The sequence below is a fragment of the Synechococcus sp. WH 8016 genome (assembly GCF_000230675.1).
GTDB lineage: Bacteria > Cyanobacteriota > Cyanobacteriia > PCC-6307 > Cyanobiaceae > Synechococcus_C.
In genome coordinates this window covers 39,437-60,088 of record NZ_AGIK01000008.1, presented here as the reverse complement: position 1 = coordinate 60,088, position 20,652 = coordinate 39,437, and the positions used below count along the sequence as shown (strand labels likewise).

Sequence of the window (20,652 nt, the reverse complement as noted above, 5' to 3'; positions counted from 1 at the left end):
CTGTAACTGTTCCGGAAATGACGGAGGTATTTGGTGTACTGAGCGATCCATTGGGGTTCACGATGATGTTGTTACCACCAGTGTTAACTTCGAGCTGGCCGTTGTTGATGGTTAAACCATTACCCGTTGCAACCTCAACGCCATAACTCGTTGTTTGAGTTCCGGCGTCGTATTTAGAGGTAACGGTGACACCGTTACTGGTAGAAGCAGCCCCACCAGCAACTGCACCTGCTTGGGTTGTCGCGTTATATCCGCTAACGCTATAGGTAGTGACCCGGCCGTCATTGCTAGAAGCAACAGCAATATTATCTCCACCGCTAACAACAGATTCATTCGCTTGAACAGCAAAAACACTGGTTGAGTTCGCGCTATTCCAAACACCAGTAACAATTGTGCCGTTCTCTTTTCTTGTTGTTAGTTGAGTTTCATCATCTCCCGTTGCTGTAACTGTTCCAGAAATGACCGATGTATTTGGTGTACTGAGCGATCCATTAGGGTTGACAATAATATTATTACCACCAGTGTTCACTTCTAATTGACCACCATTATTAATTGTCAGACCATCCCCAACCTGAATCCCAGACAGAGTTCCATCCCCATTAGCGACAACCATCTCAAACTGACTTCCATCTGTTGCTGAACTATCGGTCGCAATATTAGAAACCGTGACCTGTGTATCACTCTTACCCAGTATTAATTGATCATCACGTGTGGTAACTGACCCTGTACCGATGGCTGTTGAATTCGTTTTGATTGACTTGGAATAGCTGCCAAGAGCAGTGGAGTTCGTGCCAGAAGCGGTTGCATTGGCACCAAAAGCTTGCGAAAGGAAGCCATTAGCAACGGCTAAGGCACCCACAGCTGTTGAACACTTACCACTGGCTTTGGTTAAAACACCAATTGCAGTAGCTCGCTCTTTTGTTGCTTTACTGACTGTGCCAAGAGCTGTGGCATCGTGCATGCTGGCTAAAGATTGTCTGCCAACGGCCGTTGATTGAGTGCCAGAAGCCTCCGCCTTCTCTCCAATTGCTGTGGCATTTTCTTTCGTCGCTACTGAGCCAGCACCAAACGCAGTGGCTTGATTACCGGACGCTTCAGCGGCATCACCAAAAGCACTGGAATTGACCTTTGTAGCCTTGGCTTCCGTACCAATCGCTGTTGAATTGGTTTCACTTGCTACTGAGAATGTACCAATAGCAATTGCATCTTCTGCGGAGGCAAGTGATGAGTAGCCGATTGCTAGAGCATCATTGTTAGCAGAATTCGCAAAAGCACCAATGGATGTGGAGTAGGTGCCACTGGCATTAGCATTTTTGCCAAAAGCTGAGGAGCGATAACCTGAAGCAACTGCCACGTGACCAACTGCGACAGAACCGCTTGCATTGGCCTTAGAGGCTCGTCCGATAGCAATGGATTGATTCGCTAATGCTCTTGCTGAAACGCCAAAACTCGTTGAATCCAATGCGGTTGCTTTCGCATTAAATCCAAATGCTGAACTATCAGCCCCACTAGCTATTGAACTATCGCCATAAGCACTTGAATTAACTCCACTTGCATTGGCTTCTGTACCAATGGCTGTTGCGTTTGTGTTGCTAGCAATTGAAGATTTACCAATAGCAATCGAATCAATTCCAGAAGCTGCTGCTGAATATCCAAAAGCGATGGCATCCTCTTTAGTTGCGGTGGATGCTGTACCGAAGGTTGATGAATTAGCTCCAGACGCTATCGAATTCACGCCATGGGCAATCGCGCCAGTATCGCTGGCATTCGCACCTGCGCCAAAGGCCATCGAAGCTAGGCCACTGGCATTGGCCGATGTTCCAAATGCACTGGCGTACTTACCACTAGCCTTGGCAACTGTTCCAACGGCAGTAGAGTTAACTTGGGATGCATTTGCCTCACTTCCTATGGCTTGTGCATTTGCCGCACTGGCAACGCTAAGGGTACCGAAGGCCGTGGACCTAAAAGCATTGGCTTGAGATTGACTGCCTAATGCAATTGCTTTTTGGCCTGTAGCACTGGCATTGGATCCAATGGCTAAAGATTGAAGTCCAGTTGCACTGGAGCTAACTCCAATGGCGATTGCAGCATTATCAGTTGCATTTGAATAAGCACCAAAAGCTAATGATCGGTTTCCGAGAGCCTGCGCTTGAAAACCAAATGCAGACGCCGAATTTTGAGTTGCATTCGAATAAGCACCAAAGGATTGGCTTCGGTAGCCAGAAGAAGTCGCAAGATACCCAACTGCTGAAGAGCCATTACTTGCAGCAGTTGCCCCCACCCCCAAAACGGTAGTTCTGTTGGCTTGTGCCTTAGCTTCAGCACCAACAGCGGTGGAATTTGTGCCACGTGCTTCAGAACTTGATCCAATAGCGGTGGCACCAAATATCTGTGTTCCAGTTGATGATGCCGCATTGGCATACGCACCAATAGCAGTCGTGTTTTTACCTGTGGCATTTGCGCCTATGCCATAACAAACGGCGTTATCGCCTACACCCACACAATCCAGATTATCTAATCCACCTGCACCTTCATATCGATACAACGTTCCATCTTCATTGGCAGCTACGAGTGCAGAACTAGAACCTGAAAGATTTGGAACAGTAACTGTTGTTTTGTTTGCATTGGCATAAGTAAAGCCACTCGTTCCAACGAGATTAGTTGAAGCCCCTAAAACAATTTGATTCTCTCGGTTTGTGACAGCGCCAATGCCAATAGCGACAGCACCATATTGAGAAGCATTTGTGAGCGTTCCAATCGCGATAGAACTTCCATTATTTATACCCTTAGCATTCCCTATATTGTCCGTTTCATATCCTGCACTAGCAGCATATCCGATCGCCATAGATCCCCTACTGTTAAAAGTAGTAGGTTCATCTTTGCTTGCACCTACTCCAGTAGGAGTTCCTCCGTAGCTGTTAGGAACGGTGTCAGCCAAAACAGGCTTTACATCAAGATGCTGAAGAAGGACACCAACAGTTCCAAGCTGTCCAACAACGGCCCAACTCATTAGAACCACCCTTGAGGCACGGCTCCAGCGTTTAGTTCGAGAACTCTTTCGCTTTGTTCCACCCCGACGGAATCCACCTGCTTTAAGGACAGATCCAAGGAGGAAAAGCATTGGAATGAATTTGTTGATAGAAATTCACTTTGCTGAGTTTTTCCTGAGAAACAGCGAAAAAGCGCGTGAGTCTCACCGGTACCAGCACGATTGGAATCATTTTTAAAATCTCAATCCCAAAGCCACCTAGGCAAGCCAATCTTCCGCACTTGATCAAGCCAAACCTTGTCTCAAATCTAGATTCCACCTTGATGAGCTTTCCAAGCAAAAAGCCGATACATTCGTTCGATCCTTCTTTCAAGGCGATGAGCGCTGTTTCTTTGTTGCCTGGCGCAGTGCTCAGCGTTCCTGAACAGCGTTGGTGCTTAGCACCAATTCCCAAAACAAGCTCTACGTTGCTGAAGCGGCTGGCGGTGATTGCCTCTGGCCGCGAACCATTTGAAGGCGCCGCGATCGGTGAAACGCGCCCTGCCCTTGCCATCCACCGGGCCAATCGGCATGGCTTACCCGCCTTCACTGACCTTTCTAGTGAGGAGCAGAAAAAGCTTCTAGACGATCCCCACGCACTAAGGCTTGCCGTAACCCGCCATCCGGGAGAGCGCTTGCTTTCGTTTTGGCACGACAAGCTTCATCTGGCAGATCCCGCTTACGCGCCCCTGAATGCATCGGTGCAAGCCAGTTGCAGCAACAATCCAGCAGAGCCTTGCCGCTTTCATGATTTCCTCGCCTACCTCAGCGAGCATTGGGAGTTGCTAAAAAACGATGGCCACCTAAGGCCCCAAGCGGAGTGTCTTGGTGATGGAAGCTTTTTTAACCAATGGCTCGACCGTGATCAGCTGATTAAGCAGTTGCCGCCCCTCCTCGAACCACTTCTCCCAGCGGATCGCCTGCTGCGCATTCGCAAAGAACTGCAGACCTACGACCAGCGCTACCGCCAACGCTTAGGCAAACGCTGGGACGACGCCTTTGGCAAAGAGGGGTTAGCCCTGCTTGAACGCTTATACGCAGACGATCTCAAGGCTTACAACTACGCCATACCCCGCCGCCGCAGCGACAAGGTGCGCCCCCTGGCCGCAGCCGATGCAGATGCCCTTGTTGATCCACTCCAACAGCTGCGCGATCGCCACCTGCAGATTTCTGGACTGCAGCAACAACTGCTGGATCTCCAGCAACAGTTAGCTCTCGCTCAGCAGCAGCTACAGCAGCCTCCCTTGCCCGAACTCCAGCCTCCCAGCGGGCAGTGGCCCAACCACAACTCTCCGGAAGCGGGTCTGGCCCACCTCTATGAAGCGCTAAGCCAAAACCGGCCGCAAGAAATTCTTGATCAAACCGCATCCCTGCAAGGCCATCCCCATGCCGGTGAGATCGCTTACTTAGAAGGCCTTGCCCACGGCCTGCTGAATCAACACGAGTTGGCGTTGCGCTCCTATGAAGCAGCCCAAACAAGGGGGTTTCTCACCCCCTATGTGTTGTTCAACGGCGGCAATGCCTGCCGCGCTTTAGGCAATACGGAGGAGGGGCTCCGCCTCTACAACGAAGCGATTGCCCTCTTCCCTGGGTTTGGAGAAGCGAGGCAAAACCGAGCACTAGCCCTGATTGATTCAGGTGATCCTGAGGCCGCCGAGCGGGAACTGCGTTTGCTGCTGCGTGACCAACCCAACTTTTCCCAAGCCGCCTTTTCGCTTGGCAATTTGCTCAGGGATCACAAGCGCGACCCCGAGGCGATTGAAGCCTTTCGGCTTTGCCTGGAGCACGCCCCTGCCTACCCCGATGCCTGGAACAACATGGGCTTGGCCTACGCCAATCTCAAGCAAATGGAGCCGGCGATGGCCAGCTACCGCCAAGCCCTCTCCATTGCCTCCGATTTCAAGCCATCACGCCAAAACCTCGCCCAAGCGCTGATTCAAGAGAAACGCCATGGCGATGCTTTAGAGCAATTCAAGCTGTTTGGTGCGATCAACGGACTCTCCGCCTTTGAACAGGTCGTGGGGTTGCAGGGAGCAATCGCTTGCCTCACAGAACTTGATCGCTACGAGGAAGGGCTCACCGCCGCTGATCAATGCCATAGCGATCGGCGCGTGCAATTGATGGCACGCCTGCATGCGTTGCCAGTGCTTTACAGCACAGACGAGCAAGTAAGCACAGTCCGACAGCGCTGGGAGGATGATTGCGCAGAGCTCTACGGGCTCCTAGAGGGAATCACCCAGGAGGATCCCGCCTGGGAGCTGCTCTATGCCCATGCCTGGTCGCTCACCAACTTCTATCTCGCCTATCAGATGGAAGACGATCGGCCTTTGCAGGAGCTCTATGCCGGCATCCTTGACCGGATCCTGCGCCCCAGGCTGGGAGCGTTCATGCAACCCCTACCCCAACGCAACCCCGCCGATACATCTCCTCTGCGCGTAGGCGTGATTTCCCCCCATTTGATCAACCACAACGGCTCGATCTGGGCCCTCGGTTGGCTGGAAGGGATTGCCGGAAATCCTGGCTACGAGATCTTCGCCTACAACACCGCTGATGGAGAAGACAGCGGCAGCCAACGCTTCGCGGCTCTGGGCACCTACCGGCATCTGCCGCTGCGGGCCGAAAACCCCGAGGCGATGCTCCAGCAAATCCTGGACGACCAGCTCGATCTCTTGATCTTTACCGATATCGGCATGCACCCCTCGAGCAAGGTCACCTCGGTGTTGCAGCTCGCGCCCGTGCAAGGTCAGGGCTGGGGCCATCCGATTAGTAGCGGTTCGCGCACCATCCACTACTACTTATCGGGCGCCGACATGGAACCGGATGGCAATGAGGCTCACTACAGCGAAACCCTGTACAGACTTCCCAAAACAGGACTGAACTACGAAATCCCCGCCGCCATTCACGATGGCCAGCTCCTCTACGACAAATACGACCTGCCGCGCGATCGGCCCATCCTCAATTCGCTGCAAAGCACCTTCAAATACCTGCCGCGTAACGACTGGACCTTTGCGGAGATTGCCTCACGTCACCCCGAGGCCTTCATCGTGCTCGTAGGCCACATGGGCAGTGGTGGCATCGCCGAGCGTTTGCTCGAGCGGATGAAGCCCCATTTCGAGCAGCGCGGCTTAGAGATCGATAACCATCTGCGCATCCTGCCCAGACTCGATTACGGCGACTTCATGGGTTTGTTTGCGATCAGCCACCACACCATCGACACGATCGATTGGAACGGTGGCAACAGCTCCTTGCAATCGTTCTCGCTGGACTGCCCTGTGGTGACCTTGCCCACAGCCTTCATGCGCGGCCGCCACACCGTGGCCATGCTCGAGGTGCTCGAGCTCCCTGAGCTGATCGCCAACAACGCCGACGATTACATCGCCATCTCCAGCAAACTGCTCGACGATCCTGCCTTTTATCAAGCGATGAAACAAGCGATTCAAGAACGCAAGCAGCGCCTTTTTCTTGATAAAAGCGTGGCAGAGGCCTTCCAAACCGCAGTGGAAACCATCTGCCGGCGAACACCAAGCGTGGGCCAACAACCCAGCGAAATTTTGCCGTTGGCCCAGCAATCAAGCGCGGCCGCCTGATGAACAGCTCATCCTCAGCACCTCTTCAGCTACTAGCCAGCGATCCGATTCCAGGGTTGCGTGCTCAAAGCGGAGAAGACTGGGCCCAGATTCAGCTGCGCTTGCGCCAAGGCGAAACCCTTACGCCCCTGCTGCCTCTAGGCGCCGATGCTGGCTTGGTGTGGATTCCTAAAAATGGCTGCTCCACTCTCAAGCGCGCCTGGCTGCAACTGCAGGGGACACCTACGGCACAGCTCACTGCAGACATCCATCAGGCCGTATTGCCCAGCACCCACTGGCTGCGGCCAGCTGAGCTCAGCGCCGTCGCAGAGCACCGAGCCTTGGTAGCGATCTGGCGCGATCCAATTGATCGCTACGTGTCGGCCTGTCGCAGCCACTTGATAGAGCTCACCAGCGGCCGCATCCATGCCAAATTTGATGATCTTTGCCAAGGCAACCCACAGGCCTACGAACAGGCGCTTGCCTTCCACCAACAGCTGTTTGCAGAGCAAGGGGTACGCAGCTTTGACGACAACGTTGATCCTGTAGAGGCCATGAATGCCGCTGCGCTGCAGCTACCGGCATGGATTCAGTGCCATCTCGATTGGAGCCACCACACGATTCCCCAGGTGAGCTATCTCGGCGGCGACCCCCGGCCCTACGCCACTGTTTTGGGCATGGAGCAGATCGATTGGCTCCTACAGCAATGGGGCCAATCCGCTGGCATCCAGCTCGACACCACCCCGCAACATGTGTCCCAAAACCTGGAACAAGCCAATCCCTGGAGACGTCTGCACCGGGATCAACTCAGCCCAGAAGCCATTGCTGCATTGCATCGCTTTTATGCCGCCGATTGGGCCTTTCTGGAATTAGCCCAGCGGCTGCTGGGAGGTGTGGCGGAGGCGGCGCCTCACGGGTCTCAACCATGACACTTCCCACACCCAACTTCCCTCCCTTGATGCGAGATCGCCCGGAAGCGGAACGCCAACAATGGGCCCGTTGGGTGCTGGGCAGCCATAGCGATCAGTTTTTGCCAGAGATGCTGGCTGCTGTTCAGCAGCTTGAACAACACGATCCGATCAACGCAGGGGCTCCAATCGTGAATCCAGGGGCCAGCGCCGAGGACCTGGTGGTGATTGCCTGTGAACGCGGCAAGCACTGCGTGGTGTTGGATCAACCCTTGCCCTGCCGGGTGGTGCTCTTTGATTGGACGGGTGAAGGCCTCAAAGCGGGCAGCAACCCCCACGGGTTTGAGGTGCTCAGTGTGGCCACTGAATGCAAAGGCCATCTGATGGAAGAAGCCTGGCGCCAGCTCCCTCCTCCTGGGCCTGGTCATTACATGGGCTTCATTGATGACGACGTCTTGCTGCGCAGCAGCGACATCCAAACCTTGTTGGCCACAGCTCGCATTTACAACCTCAGTGCCGCCCAGCCGGCGGTGAGTTTTAGCAGCAGCCTTTGCCAGGAATACGGCTGGTTACGCCAAAGGGTGGGCAGCAGTCTGCACAGAGTACCGATTATTGAAATCATGGCTCCTTTTTTGCGTCGTGATTTGCTCGATGCCTCCATGCCGTTTCTCCAAGGCGTACGCAGTGGGTATGGCCTCGATCGATTCGCGATGCCTCTCTGCGCCGCTCACCTCAATATTTGGAGATTTGCTGCCATCGATTGCACCCCTCTCACCCACGTCCGCGCCTTTAGCTCCCTAGAAAAGCGTTTCTCCAATGGCTTGCTCAGCAAGGAAGAGGAGCTACTAGTTAGACAACGATTAATGGGTGCGATGGGCTTTTCAGTGGATCAAGTTTTATACAAAGACTTAGAGGAGGCTTTGACATGAGCGAAACCATTGCTCTCGATCTAGGGAGCGGTCCTCATCCAGCCAATCCTTTTAACGCTGATCGCGTCATTGGGATTGATTCTCAAGCAATAGGCGAAAATGTATTGAATTGCTGGGTCGGCATAGAAACGATCCCTCTTGAAAACTCCAGTGTTGATGTTGTAACTGCTTTTGACTTTCTAGAACATTTACCGAGATCACTTTGGAAGGATGGTGAAATGACGAACCCTTTTATTGAAACGATGAGCGAAATTTGGCGTGTCTTGAAACCTCAAGGTATATTTTACGCACGAACCCCTGCATTCCCACATCCTGAATGCTTCCAAGACCCAACTCACGTAAACATTATTACCGACACGACTGTGAGCTACTTCGCTCGCAGGCCCCAAATAGATGGCAGCTTGATCGATCCTTGGGGTCTCGAATTAGGACAAAGATATGGCTTTAAAGGACAATTCTTGTTACTCAACCAACTGTGGGATCATTCGCACCTTATTTGGCGACTACAGGCCGAAAAGAACTAGTATAAAGATTGTTTATGAGACACCACAGCAGCAGATGGGTGTCGAACAAAATTCGGCTCATGGCTGATTGCACCGAGAAGGCTGAATAGCCCCGTCATACAACTCGTCCAGCGAGGTATTGAAATTGGGACCGATTTGGATCTAATCTCGCATCGCCCCAGGAGACTTCAAACCTGTGTGCTGCGCGTGAATCGAATCCAATTGCGCCGCTTCGGCATTTAGCTCACCCAAACCGTTCATAAAACCAGCCGTAGCGCTCACGAATCCAATCGCATAAGCCCGGTCCAAACACCTCTAAAGCCTGGCTGGGCTGCGGTTCCACCTTGTGGCGGATCTGATGATCACCAAACACCCCATACACCTCATCATCTTCAACAGTGATTTGCTCCACATGGTTGAAATCATGGGCAGGGCAATAGGGGAGGCCTACATAGGAATAAAAACGCTCCAGTTCCAAACGCGGGTTAGCGCATAAATCCTCATAGCGAATGAACAAAATCTTTTGATCAATGCCCTGGCGCAACGTTTCCTGCAACCTCTCCATCGCCAAACCCACCGGCGGCGACACCACCCAATGATCCAAACGTTTTTCCAAGCTGGTGTTCAGCATCTCGCTGTGATTCACCATCCCGGGATCACGCAATCCTGCCTTGCGAAAATTGCGCTCCATCGAACAGAGAATGTCGAGGGGATCGCGGATCATGCACACAATTTTGGGGTTGGGATAAAACGCATCCAGGAAGGCGTAATGCACACTCCAACCGCGGCTTTTATCCAACAGCCAGGGCTTATCCGTGAGGGCACTGGCATAGCCCTCCAGCCCTCCGCGGCAAAAGCCGATGAAGGCCCGCTCCATCTCCTCTCGGCTCTGCGCCTTAAATTCCTCGCCGCGGCTGAACTGCCCGCGGGCCACATAAAGCAGATCCAACAACCCCGATGTTGGGGTCACATGAAAGGCAGGGTTCTGCCCCACGATGTTGCTGAACAGAGTCGATCCCGAACGTGGCAGCGACGATTGAAAAGCGAGTTGTGTTGTCATTGCTGGACTTCGCTGTACTGCACCATGACGTCGATCCGTGCACTCATCGATCGCCCAGGCAGACGCTATCTACAGCGATCGCACGCCAATAGGGGTCATGCCCCTGGCGCAACTTTTGCCACTCCTGCACGGTGAGCGCGATCACGTCATCCGCCATCCCGCAGGCAAGAACCTGATCCGACAATCGATCAGCACATTCCTGATCACGGCCGACCGCAAGCACATCTACATCCGAAAAAGCATCCCAATCTCCCCGCGCCAAGAAGCCAAATAACCAGAGGCTGCACCCATCAAAATGTGAAAGCAATGAGCTGGCTTTGCTCCTGAGGGCTTGGACGCGCTCCTCCCTTTTCCGCTCTCGAATCGCGGCCACAGCATTTTTGGTTGTGGTTCCAGTCGCGTGCATGCTCAAACCCTATGGCGTGCAGAACAAGCCGGCAAGGCCAATCCTCATGCGTAGTGAGTCCAAAGCCTCAACACCTTCACGATCTGCTCGTCTTCAAGCACCTGATAGACAAGCCGGTGCTGAATATTGATTCGGCGGGAATAGGCACCCTTGAGATCTCCAACCAAGGCTTCATAGGGAGGAGGCTTCTGAAAAGGATCGCTTTGGAGCAAGGCAAGCAAACGTTCAGCTTTGGCCTTCAACGCAGGAGAGGCGCTACCGAGCTTGCGGGCATCCCGCTGAGCCTGGCGGGTAAACAACACGCGCCAGCTCACCAGCCAGGGGTCTCACTGAGCGCAGATTCCGGTGCTGCCATCCCTTCAAGGATCGACTCCCGCATGCCGGGAATCGAGGTGAGATAAAGGGTTTCTTGAATCGCCTTCCAATCTTCCTCCGACACCAACACGGCATTGCCGCGCTTGCCGTGGATCTCCACTGGTGCGTGGGATTCACCCACTTCATCCACCAAGGCAAACAAACGCTTGCGCGCTTCAGTCACGGAAATCGAAGCCACTTCAACCCCAATGATCAATACGTACGCAAAAGCGTACACGATCAAAGTAGCTGGAGCACGGCTTCATCCCCGCTGCGCGCCCGGAATCGTTTCCCAATCCGTGTGCGTGGCCCAAAGGCCCCAAATCGCCATCGCCCGCAGGTAGTGGCAAGCCCTGAAGGTGTTCACGGCCGTGATCGCTTCTGGCGTGCGGAATTGCAAGCCACCGGCATACACCTGGGTTACCACCGCGGAGCAGATCGCTTCTGCCGTTGGGCCCTCCCCCATCAAGCGGTAATAGCTGGCGATTCCAAAGTTGATCCCCGTCCACACCTCCAAAGGATGGGTGCCATTCGGATCCAAGGGCGTGCCATCGCGGCGCAAGCCATTGGCCACCCCGAGCAATCCGCCAGCAAAGTTGTCAAAACAGGCTTCCTTCACCGCCTTCAAGGTGCTGCGGCTGTTGGCCTCACTCACCACAGGCGGTAACTCCAGCAAGCGCGCATAAAAATCACCGCAGAGCTGATCGGCCATCACCACGGGCGTACCGCTTTCGGCATCGATGTCGTAGTACTCACCGTTCCAGAGGAGCGTGTCGAAATTGGCGCGCGATTGCTCCAGCCAGCCACTGAACGTGTGCTGCTCGTCTCCGGTATCAAGCCCCAGCTCCAACTGCAGCCGTTGGGCCATCGCTAGCGCAGCTTCCAACGCAGCAATCCAAAGTGCACCGCAATAAGCACTCACCCCCTTGAGCGGCCAATCATCAAAGGTTTGATCCGGCGCCCCGCCGTTATCGGGCAGGCCATCGTCATTCACATCAAATTGCTTGAGGTAATGGAGGGCCTGCACCGCCGCAGGCCAGCACTCCGCCAGAAAGCTCAAGTCTTCTCCGGTGGGAGCCAATTTGAAGGTGCGCCACACCTGCAGCACGTAGTCACTGGCGAGGTCTTTCCAGAGATTGCAGTCCTGATAGGCGGTGTAGTTGGTGGCATCAAACGGCACCTCATTCGGTGCCCCCAAATCATGAGGCGTGGCCCCTTTCACCTTGCGATCCGCTTCCACCCGGCCGCGGCCCTGGGTGAAATACCAACCGATCGGCCGTTGCGTGGCATCGGCCGCTGGAATCGCTCGGGCAAAGCTGCGAATCACCGCCTTATCCAGCTCCGGCCAGAGCTGCAATAGCGCAAAGGAGCCGTACAAACGCACATCAAGGCTTTCGTACCAGGCGTAGTCGAGGCACTCCAGCACCCCAAAGCGGCCGTAGGGATCCTTGGTGGTGGCGGCCGTCCAGAGGCTGCCGCCGCTGGCGAGGTCGTAGAGCTCATTGAACAGCGCCATGCGCAGCTCCTCGGGAAGCTCCTTGCGCGCCAACACCGGCGCTTGCCAGGCTTCGATTTGCTCGTGCCACGAGCGCCAATCGCGCAGGGCTTCTGCCGCAATCGCCGCCGCATGGCAGCCATCAGCGCCATAAAAATCGCTGTAACGGCGCAGGTCCCGCACCCCGGTCGCAAAGCTCGTGACCGGCAGATCCCAGCTGATCGCCACCGGAATCTCGCGGGTTTCCCCTGGCGCCAGGGTGAGTTTCACGGCGATCGCCGCACTGGCGTGCTCTCCCGCCCGACTGGCGCGATCGTTGTTGCTATCGGGGATCAGCCCATCAGCGGCAAACGGCTGCCAAAGCTCAGCGCCATCACCGCTGGGATCCCAACGGCTGCAGCGCATTAGCTCCACACCATCCAGCCTGTCTGGCAGGGCCAAACACCACTGTCCTTCCCCTTCCGCCAGCGGTGTTGAACGCTTGCCATCGAGCAGCACCCCGCACAGACCATCGCCATCAATCCAGCGGTTGCTCTGGCCCTCGCCCACTCCAATCGCCGGGGCGTAATTGTGCTCGGGGCTGCCGTCGTCGCGGAAATGCACCTCCGCCGAGGAATCGGTATTGGTGAACCAGCCCACCGTGTTGCGCCAACTCAGCAGCAGCGACACCTCCAAGGGCTTGGTGGTGGGATTGGTGAGGGTCCAGCGGAACACCGCCACCGGATAACTGCTGCGTTGGTAATCCCCAGGAAGGATCGGGCTGAACGCCTCGCAACTCACTTCAGCGCGAAACACCCCCTCGTAGTGGTTCCAACTGAGGGGATAGCGAGCGGCATAGGTACCGGTGCTGCTCTCCTCCGTGCTGGCGGGATACCACTGCCAGCTGCTGAGCGGCTTGCCCGACTCCGGCCTGGAGTCATCGCGCGTTGGCTCTGTGGCCAAGGCATGGACACGCACCTGATCGTCTTGCTTTTCCCAGAGCGCGAATTGGCAATCGGGAATGCTTCCGTACCAATGCTCACCGCCATCGAGGTGCCAGAGATTGAAATCACCCCGGGAACTACGGCCAATGCAACCGGCTCCAAAGCCCCCTAGGGGCATCCCATGCCAGGGGCCGTCGTCGAGATTGCTGGCATAGCGCACCGTGAACGGAGACGACCAGCCCAAACCAAAGGAGCGGCTCCAGCTGGCTTCTGGTGGTTGCCAACCCTTCCCTGATGAGCCGCGGCTCAGCCGTGAACGCAATGCGGACAGTCCGAGCGGTGCCATGCAGAGGCCGAAAGTGGACCCAGATTGCCAGAGCTGGCCAGAAGAGCCAGGGCCTTGCTAGGAGCAAGACGACTGAACCCTTCACCCCTGCATCCTTCAAAGGGTCATCGGCAGCAACCGCCAGCCCCTTTGGCCGTTGACCAAGACCTGATTGAGAACGCGTGAGAACCCAGTGAGAATTGGCAGTCTGAGGGAATGGCAATCGCTTGCTTGCATCCCCTATCTGGGCATCCTCGCCAGCCTGCAGCTGATCGACCCCAGCGTGGCCAACATCGCCTTGGTGAAAGCCAGCGATGCCCTGCAGATGCATGGCGCTGTGTTGGCCCTGGGCGCGAGCGTCTCCACCTTGGCCCAAGCCGCATCGGTGTTGGTGATGGGCTTTTTCGGCGACCGTTTTGGACGGCGACGGGTGCTGGCGGCCTCCCTGCTGCTGGCTCTAGTGGGCAATCTGCTTTCAATGCTGGCTGGCGAACCGGGCCTGTTTCTGCTCGGCCGGGCCCTCACCGGCATCGCCCTCGGCTCGGTGCTCACCGGCACCTTTGCCAGCGTGCGCTTCGTGACACCCGCCGCTGGCGTGAGCGCCGCCCTGGGCCTCTGGAATCTGCTGATCGTGGTGGGCTTCATCAGCGGCTCGCTGATCGGTGGCTGGATGGCCACAATCCATTGGCGCTTGGCCTTTTTGCTGGTGCCGATCATTTGCAGCGGCAGCCTGCTGCTCTTGCCCGCCCTGCTGCCAGCGATTCCAGGCAATCGCGCTCTCAAGCCCGACCTTCCCGGCCTGGCGAGCATCGCGATCGCGATGGTGCTGTTTTTATTTGGCATCAACCACGCCGCCTTAGGGCTGCGCAGCCCCAGCTTCTGGCTGCCGGCCTGCAGCGGACTGCTGTTATTTGTGCTGCACATCACGATTGAGCGCCGCAGCCGCCAACCGATCTTTCCGCCCCGGCTCTACCTCCGTGGTTTCTTTGCCGCCGCGGTGATCAACGGGATCGGCTGGAATGTGGCGCAGGCGGTGGTGCAACTGCAAACCAGCAACTTCTGGCAGTTGGTGCAGGGCTACAGCACCAGTGCGGTGGCCTTCGCTCAGCTGCCCTTTCTGATCTGCTTTGGCCTGGCGGGGATCTACGCCGGGCGCTGGATGGGGCCGGGCCGGCGCACCTTGGTGTTGATGGCGGGAGGCAGCCTGGCGCTGGTGCTTGGCCTAGCCCTGATGGCGATCGTGCAGGTGCAAACGCCCTATTGGCAGCTGCTGCCGGCGTTGATGCTGGCTGGCCTCGGGCTGGCCTTTGTGGCGGTGCCTCAATCCGCTTTGTTTGTGCAGGAAGCACCGGAGGATTGCTTTGGATCGGTGCTGGCCTTTCGCACCACAAGCGGCCAGCTGGGCTTTGCCTTTGGGCTCGCTGCCAGCGGAACGATGATCAGCGGCTTTGGGTTTCATGATCTCCACAGCCGCATGCAGGCCGCCGGACTGGGCCTGGAGCATCTGCCGCAACTCGATGAGCAGATTCGTCTGTTTTTGCGCAATAGCCCGATTTCGCTAGAGGGATCGGCGTCGCAGCCACTGCTCACACTGCTGCGGGAGGCCTACACCCAGGGGCTAGCCGGAACGATGTTAGTTGTGGCGGTGCTCACGGGACTGCTGTTTGCGATCAGCTTGCTGCTGCTGATCATTGGCCGTGAACAACAACTGCTTCATCAAGAGGGTTCCTGAGCGATGCCATCTTCCGCATCGAGCAAGGCATCGAGCGTGACCGCTGTGCGCACCAGGGCTTGATAACGCTGCAACACCCGTCGATTGCGTTCCAACCAGCGCGCGGCGTCGACGGGCGCATCGCGGCTGCCACCACCCACCAACCCGGAGGGATTGTCCGCATCCATCAGCTCTAAATCACCCTGTTGGGCCAGGAGGGCCAACAGGATGTCGTGGAGGCGTTGACGACGCTCGTTGATCCCGTTGGTGCACATTTTCATCACACCGCTCTCGCTGTGGCCATCTTGAAGGGATGGAGGTCATACGCCTCCGCGCATTCACCCTTTTCATGCTTGTTTCCAAACGAAGCAAGGTGCTGACAGCTCTGCTGGCGCTCTGCAGCGGCCTTGCTGCTCCAGCGGTCATCGCCGAGGAGCTTTACACGATTAACACCACCTGCAGCACCCCAACCTCCCAAAACTTTTCCTGCCAGGTGCAGGCCGTGGATGTGGATGATTCCACGGAGTATCGCCATCGCTTTGGATCGCGCACGGTGAGCTACCGCGTGATGGAAGACCCCTATGTCCGCATCGAAGGTCGGGCCCAGGCCGGCGCAGCCTGGACATCGGTGAAAAACGCCACCATCAATTTCAAAACCGAACAGCTTTGCTTCAACAGCGAGGCCTTTTGCGTCAACAATCCCACTTTCCTGGCCGATGTCCTGACCCAAGGCGGTCATGCCATTCAAGGCCGCACCCGTCTCGGCATGGCCTTTGCAGACAACGGACGCGTGGACGTGGCTTGCTTTGACAACGGTTGTGATCGACTCATGGAGGCCATTCAAAAATGACAAACAAAGCCAGAAAGACAGGCCTAGCAGGAGCGATCGGCGTCCTGCTGATGCTGCAACCTGCAGCAGCCCTCTCCGCCTTTGAGCCCAATGGTGGTCTCATCCTTGAGGCAGCACCAACGTCTGCCACAGAAGAGCTCCTGATCAGCCAACGCGGCGGTGGATCGAGAGGCGGTGGTTCCAGAGGTGGCGGCGGCTCCAGAAGTGGTGGATCTCGCAGTGGTGGTTCTCGCAGTGGTGGTTCTCGCAGCAGTGGTTCCCGCTCCAGCAGTCGCTCCAGTAGTGGCCGCACCGGTTTCAGTTCCTACAGCGGCAGCCGCCAGGGCACGCGCCAATCCACCAGCAGCAACCGCCAAACCACCCGCAGCAGCACGAGCAGCAATCGGCAAAGCGCGCGTACCGGAACCCGTGATCAGCGTCAAACCAGCCGCGGAGACAACCGGGGAACGCGCCAAAACACGCTCAACAGCAACATTGATTCCCGTCAGCAGGGACGCACGAGCCGCACAGATACACGCCAAAGCGGCCGCAATGATCGGGTGAACAACCGCTCAGAGACCCGCCGCGATGCCGTGAACAACTGGGATCGCTACGGCAATGGTTGGTACAGCGGATCGAGCTGGTACAACAACCGCCCCTGGAACAACGGTTGGTACGGCGGGTCCTATTACAACAACTGGCTTTGGTACCCCGGCCAAGCAGCTGCCTGGGGTCTTGCTGGGATGGCCACCTTTTCCACCATCAACAACCTGGTGAATTCAGCGCAAACCAGCCAAGTGAGCTACATCGAAGTCCCAAACTCGGATTACTCGCTCTACTACCCAAGCGTGACCGCAACTGGTGACGTGGTGAGCTTTGAAGCCGACAACGGTTACGACACCGTGCGCTTCAACGCCAACTGCCGCGATGGCACGCTCAACGGCGGAACACCGCGGAATGCAAACGAGGCCCAATTGCTGAATGCGGCCTGTCAGGTGGCCTTCGGTCAGTAGAGGATCACACCGGCTCAGCTGAACAAATCCTGCAGGCGTTGTTCAGCGGCCGGTTCCAAAACAACAGGCTCGGCTTGATACGCCTGGGCCTTGGCAATACGCGCCGCAATCGCATCGCCTGCCGTGCTCCATCCGCTGATCCCAAGAGCGCCATAGATCCGCTCCAAGGTGATCAGAGGTAACTGCACCAAATCGTCGTAAGCGATTTCCACCAGCTGCCCCTTGGGGATCAAATGCCGCGATCGCGCGAAAGCCTCTTGCAATTGGTCGTGGGCTGCCGCTGTTTCCTCCACTTGCCGGAGATTGGATGGAGGCTCTTGCAGACCCACCAACTGCACCAGGCGCTGTTTCACTTGCGTTAAGGAACGAACCGAATCGATCGGGCGACGGTGCAAGTAGACAAAACGCGCGCGCGGGAACAAACGGAGCAACAAGCCAACCCGAGCGGTGTGGGCTGAATTTTTGATCACCAGGTGCTTCTTACCAGCTCCCTCGTACAACCAAGTGAGCCGGGTGAACTCCAGCAAGTGACGTTCAAAAGCAGCAGAGCTATTGAGCACACTGCGACGGAAATTCCTTAAGTAGTGCTGTGGGAAGGCAATACCCGCCATGTTGGTGTCCATGGTGAGCCGCGCCAAACCCACCTCATCTTCCTGGGGATCCTCTGGGCCCCAAGGAACCGCATCGATCGGTCGCTGCTGCGACATCGTGCGCTTCAACAAAGCTCGCAACAACGGTTTCAGCACCAAGGCAGCCTGCGGTGCCACGGTGAGCTGATTGCGAGCAGTGGCGGCACAGGGATCAGCCGCCAACAACTGATGCAGATAGGTGGTGCCACTGCGCCAATGGCCAATCACCACCACCGGGTCATCAGGGCATGCACAGGCCTGAATCGCGCGGCCGTACCAGAGGGTTTGCAACCAGGCAAACGGTTCCACCAGCAAGCCACTGCCCGACAGCAACAGGGCAACGGCGAAACGCTGAGGGACCACAGCGCCATGCCTTAAACCCGCCAGCAGCGTGGTGGGGCGAACGCATCCACCGGCCACAAGCACGTCAGAAAGGCTGGATACGGACAAGACCACCTCAGAAAAACAACCCAGATCAGCAAGAATTTGCAGCTAAATGCGGCGGCAACAGATCTGCAGCCAACGCCGAAACCCGATTGTTTCGCAAATCCGCACTTTTGGGAGCAACTCGTCAGGCTTCGGAAAATTTATGCATAATCTGCCTGAATGTTGCGGAGGGCATCGCGTGTTGCAAGTTGCCAGCGCGACGACCAGCCACCTCTCCATCCCCCCATCAACCTCTCCAAGCCTCAGCTGGAGCACAAGTTTCCGTAGCGCCAGCGAGCTAGCAACAGCCCTGTCAAGGCTGGGCAAAAGCTTTGATGTTCTGCAGCTGTCAGCCGGCCCGCTTCAAGGCCACTTTTCGGTGGTTCATCTCAAAGATCTCAGCATCATCAGCATTCAGACCAATCAGCTGCTCCTACTCAATGGTGAGCGCGGATCAGATTCCATCACTTTCAGCCTAGAAACGAGCGGCAATTTCGACGATCATCGAATCTTCTGCCGGGCTATTGAACCCCATTCACTCCATGGATTCAAACCTGATCTCAATGAAAGCCACTTCCAATTAACAGCAGGTTCAACAACCGTTATTGCGATCACATCAGCCAAAAAATTCTGCAGTTTTCTGGAGTGCTACGGAGAGCTTGAATTACTTGAAAATCTCTACACATGCAATTCGCTCCGACTCAATCCTGAACAATACTCCAAGGTTTCAAAACAGCTTCTCTGGTATTTAAACAACCCATTAAATAATGCAGAATTGCGCTCAATGCACACTGGACATATTTTCACGCTAATGCTTGAAGCGTTCAAATCCACAGACGAGGAAAATTTCAAGTCGTTCGAGATAGCACCACGCCAAAAACTTATTTACGAACTCATCAACTGGGGATTCGAAAACAGCTCCAATCCCGTCAGACTCGATGAGATCAGCAACATTTTATTTAGTTCACGGCGCACCCTCATACAAGGCTGCAAAGAAAATTTCAACATAGGGCCAATGGAGTTGCTGCGCTTAATTCGATTAGAAGAAGTAAATTTTCACCTCAGATGCAGTGAATTACGTGCAGCATTAGATTTAAAGAAAGTAGGTGATATTGCTAATCACTTTGGCTTCTCAAGTCGTGGACATTTTTCAGCAGCTTATCAAAACCACTTTGGCGAAACGCCTAGACAAACGCTATCGAAAGCCAACGCTCAACAGGCAATGGATGTCAAAGCCTGAACCTGAGCTGAATGATCGAGCAATGCAGCAATGAACGCCCATAAAAAAAGTTCATCAAATCCTATCTGAAAAGAAAAAGTTGATACAATAAACAAATCCAAGGGAAACTCTTGCCTACCAGACTCATCAGCCATGCCAGCCTTGGAAGCTCCGCACAGCCGTCGACTGGTTCCAAGAACATTCATAGCCAAATAACTGCATTTCGCTCTGCCAGCGAACTGAAGCAGCTGTTTCAACAGATAGGCAAAGCATTTGATGCCGTTCAAGTTAGCCGTGGGGCCCTAAACGGGCAGTTCACGCAGACCAATTTAGGCAGCATGTGCCTGCTCGAAATCCGCACCAATCAGAGGTTACTTCTGAATGGAGATAGAGGATTGGACTGCATGAGTTTTTGTTTTGAAGCCACTGGGCTGGCCGATGAACACCTAATGTTCAATAAGCCCATTGCGCCCTACTCCCTCAACGGATTTCGCCAGGGACAAAAGGAATCCCATTTCCAGCTCACAGCCAATACAACCACTTATCTGGTAATACTGTCTGTCAGTCGATTCAATGCATTCATCGCCCATTGCGGAGCAGAAGAGCTCATCGAACACCTTGAAGCCAACAATGCATTGCAAACAACGCCTGCAATGCATGAAAAATTTCGCAAAAAACTTCAAACTCTTCTTGTCACTCCAGTCGTTACAATGCAGCAGCAAAGAGAGATAACGAATCATTTATATCGGTCATTCTTGCATGTTCTTCGAGACAAGTCCAATGTGAATTACCTAAGCTATGCTCCATCTGCCCGGCAGGAACTTGTCAGGGAATTTGTAGATTTTGCCTTTAAGAATTCACGAAACAACTGCAACCTTGATCAAATCAGTGAATCACTATTTGCATCAAGGCGAACTCTGATCCAGGGCACCAAGGAATCCTTGGGGATGGGTCCGATGGAAATGATGAAACGGGTACGGCTCGAACAAGTGAATTGGATCCTGCGATCAACCGAAGCACGTGCGGCCGAAAACTTCACAACCATCACCCAAGTGGCTCAACACTATGGCTTTCAAAGTCGAGGTCATTTTGCCAAGGCCTACCAACACCTGTTTGAAGAAAGCCCAAGTGAGACCTGGCTGAAGTCAACAACTGGCTGATCAAATAACTGATCATTGCCATCAGTCTCATCCATGGGCAACCATTCAAACATCGAAGGATTGATCATGCCGTTTCCTGCCAAGTCGACGGTCAGCAAGGCCGGAACGACTGCGCAGGAGTAGACATACATAGTCCGCTACCCGATCCCAAAAGGCTGCCAGTCACAG

General features: G+C 55.3%; 18 protein-coding genes. 9 read left to right on the top strand and 9 right to left on the bottom strand.

Annotation, left to right across the window (positions count from 1 at the left end):
* Both SYN8016DRAFT_RS15130 and SYN8016DRAFT_RS14135 read right to left on the bottom strand, forming a co-directional pair.
* On the bottom strand, window positions 1–3,010 hold a 3,010-nt coding region (locus tag SYN8016DRAFT_RS15130), incomplete at its 3' end, for a hypothetical protein (protein WP_159098335.1).
* Between the two features lie 82 nt (window positions 3,011–3,092).
* Complete coding sequence (locus SYN8016DRAFT_RS14135; protein ID WP_038015039.1) at window positions 3,093–3,362, bottom strand: hypothetical protein; 270 nt, start codon at window positions 3,360–3,362, stop codon at window positions 3,093–3,095.
* A gap of 4 nt (window positions 3,363–3,366) precedes the next feature.
* On the opposite strand from SYN8016DRAFT_RS14135, the gene SYN8016DRAFT_RS14130 reads away from it, so the two are divergent.
* From SYN8016DRAFT_RS14130 to SYN8016DRAFT_RS14115, 4 genes are read left to right on the top strand one after another with little or no spacing between them, the layout of a single operon-like run.
* Window positions 3,367–6,615 carry a sulfotransferase family 2 domain-containing protein gene (locus SYN8016DRAFT_RS14130; RefSeq protein WP_006855103.1) on the top strand — a complete coding sequence of 1,083 codons (3,249 nt, stop codon included), beginning with the start codon at window positions 3,367–3,369 and terminating at the stop codon, window positions 6,613–6,615.
* Complete coding sequence (locus tag SYN8016DRAFT_RS14125; RefSeq protein ID WP_006855102.1) at window positions 6,615–7,523, top strand: sulfotransferase family 2 domain-containing protein; 909 nt, start codon at window positions 6,615–6,617, stop codon at window positions 7,521–7,523. Before SYN8016DRAFT_RS14130 ends, SYN8016DRAFT_RS14125 begins: the two co-directional genes overlap by 1 nt.
* Window positions 7,520–8,431: a hypothetical protein gene (locus tag SYN8016DRAFT_RS14120; RefSeq protein ID WP_006855101.1), complete on the top strand. Its 912-nt coding sequence runs from the start codon at window positions 7,520–7,522 to the stop codon at window positions 8,429–8,431. The genes SYN8016DRAFT_RS14125 and SYN8016DRAFT_RS14120 overlap by 4 nt, the downstream gene beginning before the upstream one ends.
* Window positions 8,428–8,955 carry a methyltransferase domain-containing protein gene (locus SYN8016DRAFT_RS14115; protein ID WP_006855100.1) on the top strand — a complete coding sequence of 176 codons (528 nt, stop codon included), beginning with the start codon at window positions 8,428–8,430 and terminating at the stop codon, window positions 8,953–8,955. Before SYN8016DRAFT_RS14120 ends, SYN8016DRAFT_RS14115 begins: the two co-directional genes overlap by 4 nt.
* Window positions 8,956–9,178: 223 nt before the next feature.
* Here SYN8016DRAFT_RS14115 and SYN8016DRAFT_RS14300 read toward each other — a convergent pair whose 3' ends face one another.
* The 5 genes from SYN8016DRAFT_RS14300 to SYN8016DRAFT_RS14090 all read right to left on the bottom strand — a co-directional run bounded on the left by SYN8016DRAFT_RS14300 (window position 9,179) and on the right by SYN8016DRAFT_RS14090 (window position 13,518).
* On the bottom strand, window positions 9,179–9,994 hold the full coding sequence (locus SYN8016DRAFT_RS14300) for a sulfotransferase (protein ID WP_006855099.1): 816 nt from the start codon (window positions 9,992–9,994) through the stop codon (window positions 9,179–9,181).
* Window positions 9,995–10,037: 43 nt separating this feature from the next.
* Entirely contained in the window at window positions 10,038–10,400 is a 363-nt protein-coding gene (locus SYN8016DRAFT_RS14105) for a nucleotidyltransferase domain-containing protein (RefSeq protein WP_006855098.1), read from the bottom strand.
* 44 nt (window positions 10,401–10,444) lie between these two features.
* Window positions 10,445–10,714, bottom strand: a complete 270-nt coding sequence (locus tag SYN8016DRAFT_RS14100) for a Txe/YoeB family addiction module toxin (RefSeq protein ID WP_006855097.1) — start codon at window positions 10,712–10,714, stop codon at window positions 10,445–10,447.
* On the bottom strand, window positions 10,711–10,953 hold the full coding sequence (locus SYN8016DRAFT_RS14095) for a type II toxin-antitoxin system Phd/YefM family antitoxin (RefSeq protein ID WP_038015063.1): 243 nt from the start codon (window positions 10,951–10,953) through the stop codon (window positions 10,711–10,713). The genes SYN8016DRAFT_RS14100 and SYN8016DRAFT_RS14095 overlap by 4 nt, the downstream gene beginning before the upstream one ends.
* Before the next feature lie 63 nt (window positions 10,954–11,016).
* Window positions 11,017–13,518: a GH116 family glycosyl hydrolase gene (locus SYN8016DRAFT_RS14090; RefSeq protein WP_006855095.1), complete on the bottom strand. Its 2,502-nt coding sequence runs from the start codon at window positions 13,516–13,518 to the stop codon at window positions 11,017–11,019.
* Window positions 13,519–13,690: 172 nt separating this feature from the next.
* On the opposite strand from SYN8016DRAFT_RS14090, the gene SYN8016DRAFT_RS14085 reads away from it, so the two are divergent.
* A complete protein-coding gene (locus tag SYN8016DRAFT_RS14085; RefSeq protein ID WP_006855094.1) occupies window positions 13,691–15,229 on the top strand; it encodes an MFS transporter in 1,539 nt (512 codons plus the stop codon).
* Here SYN8016DRAFT_RS14085 and SYN8016DRAFT_RS14080 read toward each other — a convergent pair.
* Window positions 15,214–15,489 carry a hypothetical protein gene (locus SYN8016DRAFT_RS14080; protein WP_006855093.1) on the bottom strand — a complete coding sequence of 92 codons (276 nt, stop codon included), beginning with the start codon at window positions 15,487–15,489 and terminating at the stop codon, window positions 15,214–15,216. The two genes, SYN8016DRAFT_RS14085 and SYN8016DRAFT_RS14080, sit on opposite strands and share 16 nt — an antisense overlap.
* Window positions 15,490–15,557: 68 nt before the next feature.
* Here SYN8016DRAFT_RS14080 and SYN8016DRAFT_RS14075 point away from each other — a divergent pair, with 68 nt between their 5' ends.
* Both SYN8016DRAFT_RS14075 and SYN8016DRAFT_RS14070 read left to right on the top strand, forming a co-directional pair.
* Window positions 15,558–16,058, top strand: coding sequence for a hypothetical protein (locus tag SYN8016DRAFT_RS14075; RefSeq protein ID WP_038015061.1), 501 nt, complete (start codon window positions 15,558–15,560; stop codon window positions 16,056–16,058).
* Window positions 16,055–17,050 (top strand): hypothetical protein, encoded by a 996-nt coding sequence (locus tag SYN8016DRAFT_RS14070; RefSeq protein WP_006855091.1) that lies wholly within the window; start codon window positions 16,055–16,057, stop codon window positions 17,048–17,050. Before SYN8016DRAFT_RS14075 ends, SYN8016DRAFT_RS14070 begins: the two co-directional genes overlap by 4 nt.
* A 14-nt stretch (window positions 17,051–17,064) precedes the next feature.
* On the opposite strand, the gene SYN8016DRAFT_RS14065 is transcribed toward SYN8016DRAFT_RS14070, so the two are convergent.
* Window positions 17,065–18,135 (bottom strand): sulfotransferase, encoded by a 1,071-nt coding sequence (locus SYN8016DRAFT_RS14065; RefSeq protein WP_006855090.1) that lies wholly within the window; start codon window positions 18,133–18,135, stop codon window positions 17,065–17,067.
* Between the two features lie 40 nt (window positions 18,136–18,175).
* Here SYN8016DRAFT_RS14065 and SYN8016DRAFT_RS14060 point away from each other — a divergent pair, with 40 nt between their 5' ends.
* A complete protein-coding gene (locus tag SYN8016DRAFT_RS14060; protein ID WP_253909887.1) occupies window positions 18,176–19,345 on the top strand; it encodes a helix-turn-helix transcriptional regulator in 1,170 nt (389 codons plus the stop codon).
* Window positions 19,346–19,455: 110 nt separating this feature from the next.
* Window positions 19,456–20,484: a helix-turn-helix transcriptional regulator gene (locus SYN8016DRAFT_RS14055; protein WP_006855088.1), complete on the top strand. Its 1,029-nt coding sequence runs from the start codon at window positions 19,456–19,458 to the stop codon at window positions 20,482–20,484.
* Window positions 20,485–20,652 lie beyond the last annotated feature (168 nt).